The following is a 2119-nucleotide window of genomic DNA, read 5'->3' as shown; positions in this document are numbered from 1 at the left end:
CACGTTCCCGAGGGCGAGACCTACACCGCTGTCGAACATCCGAAAGGCGAGTTCGGCGTTTACATCATTTCAGACGGTGCAAACAAACCCTACCGCCTGAAAATCCGTGCACCCGGCTTCGCCCACCTGCAAGGCATGGACGAAATGGCAAAAGGCCACATGCTGGCTGACGTTGTTGCCATCATCGGTACGCAGGACATCGTATTCGGGGAGGTTGACCGATAATGTTATCCGCAGAATCCTTAAAACAAATTGATATTGAGTTGGCAAAATATCCTGCCGACCAACGCCGTTCCGCGATTATGGGCGCATTGCGTATTGCCCAGACCGAAAAAGGCTGGCTTGCTCCCGAGACCATCGCCTTTGTCGCAGACTATATCGGCATCTCGCCTGCACAAGCCTACGAAGTCGCTACTTTCTACAATATGTACGACCTTGAGCCTGTTGGCAAATACAAACTGACCGTTTGTACCAACCTGCCCTGCGCCCTGCGCGGCGGTATGGCTACCGGCGAATACCTCAAACAAAAACTCGGTATCGGCTACGGCGAAACCACGCCCGACGGAAAATTTACCCTTGTCGAAGGCGAATGCATGGGCGCATGCGGCGACGCTCCGGTCATGCTGGTCAACAACCACAGCATGTGCAGCTTTATGACTGAAGAAGCAATTGACAAGAAACTTGCCGAACTGAAATAAAAGGCCGTCTGAAAACAACGGCTGCAACCGATACGAAAACGAACAGGCACACCAAAAATGGCTATTTACCAATCAGGCGTGATTTTTGACCAAGTGGATACCGCCAATCCCTACTGCTGGACATTGGACGAATACGTCAAACGCGGCGGTTACAGCGCGCTGCGTAGAATCCTGTCCGAAAACATCTCGCAAACCGATGTGATTGACGAAGTCAAAACCTCCGGCTTGCGCGGTCGTGGCGGTGCGGGCTTCCCGACCGGTTTGAAATGGAGCTTTATGCCCCGTTCCTTCCCGGGCGAAAAATATGTGGTTTGTAACACCGACGAAGGCGAGCCGGGTACGTTCAAAGACCGCGACATCATCATGTTCAATCCTCATGCCCTGATTGAAGGCATGATTATTGCCGGTTACGCGATGGGTGCGAAAGCCGGCTACAACTATATCCACGGCGAAATTTTTGAAGGCTACCAACGCTTTGAAGCCGCTTTGGAGCAGGCGCGTGCCGCAGGTTTTTTAGGTAAAAATATTTTGGGTTCGGATTTTGAATTTGAACTCTTCGCCCACCACGGCTACGGCGCATACATTTGCGGTGAAGAAACCGCATTGCTCGAATCGTTGGAAGGCAAAAAAGGGCAACCGCGCTTTAAACCGCCATTCCCTGCTTCGTTCGGCCTGTATGGCAAACCGACCACCATTAACAATACCGAAACCTTCGCCTCCGTCCCATTCATTATCCGTGACGGCGGACAGGAATTTGCCGATAAAGGTATTCCGAATGCAGGCGGTACCAAATTGTTCTGTATTTCCGGCCACGTCGAGCGTCCGGGCAACTATGAAGTGCCATTGGGTACGCCGTTTGCCGAAGTCTTGAAAATGGCGGGTGGTATGCGCGGCGGTAAAAAACTTAAAGCCGTCATTCCCGGCGGTTCGTCCGCGCCAGTTTTGCCTGCCGATATTATGATGCAGACCAATATGGACTATGACTCGATTTCCAAAGCAGGCTCGATGCTGGGTTCCGGCGCGATTATCGTCATGGACGAAGACGTGTGCATGGTGAAAGCCCTTGAGCGTTTGAGCTACTTCTACTACGACGAGTCTTGCGGCCAATGTACGCCTTGCCGAGAAGGCACGGGCTGGCTTTACCGCATCGTCCACCGCATCGTAGAAGGCAAAGGCCGCATGGAAGACTTGGATTTGCTGGATTCCGTCGGTAACCAAATGGCAGGCCGTACCATCTGCGCCCTTGCCGATGCCGCTGTTTTCCCTGTCCGCAGCTTTACCAAGCATTTCCGTGATGAGTTTGTGCATTACATCGAACACGGCGGACCGATGAAACCGAATAAGTGGTGCTAAGTTTTCAGACGGCCTCTAAAAGAATTATTTATTAAATACCCGTAACTAGGAACGAACCATGTTACAAA

General features: G+C 52.0%; 2 protein-coding genes and 1 pseudogene. All 3 read left to right on the top strand.

Annotated features, from left to right (window positions below; all coding sequences use genetic code 11):
- Window positions 1-225: pseudogene (locus ACTHSP_RS19945) on the top strand (NADH-quinone oxidoreductase subunit D); the annotation flags it as partial.
- Window positions 225-698 carry an NADH-quinone oxidoreductase subunit NuoE gene (gene nuoE, locus ACTHSP_RS19940; RefSeq protein WP_049332996.1) on the top strand — a complete coding sequence of 158 codons (474 nt, stop codon included), beginning with the start codon at window positions 225-227 and terminating at the stop codon, window positions 696-698. The pseudogene ACTHSP_RS19945 and the gene nuoE, both read left to right, overlap by 1 nt.
- Before the next feature lie 57 nt (window positions 699-755).
- On the top strand, window positions 756-2051 hold the full coding sequence (gene nuoF / locus ACTHSP_RS19935) for an NADH-quinone oxidoreductase subunit NuoF (protein ID WP_440346766.1): 1296 nt from the start codon (window positions 756-758) through the stop codon (window positions 2049-2051).
- Window positions 2052-2119: the final 68 nt, after the last annotated feature.

It is taken from the genome of Neisseria sp. P0001.S005 (assembly GCF_051963715.1).
This window is presented reverse-complemented; position numbering and strand designations above follow the sequence as displayed.

Excerpts from the sequence above, each read along its gene's own strand:
- nuoE (WP_049332996.1), top strand. The coding sequence starts at position 225 with ATGTTATCCGCAGAATCCTTAAAACAAATTGATATTGAGTTGGCAAAA.
- nuoF (WP_440346766.1), top strand. The coding sequence starts at position 756 with ATGGCTATTTACCAATCAGGCGTGATTTTTGACCAAGTGGATACCGCC.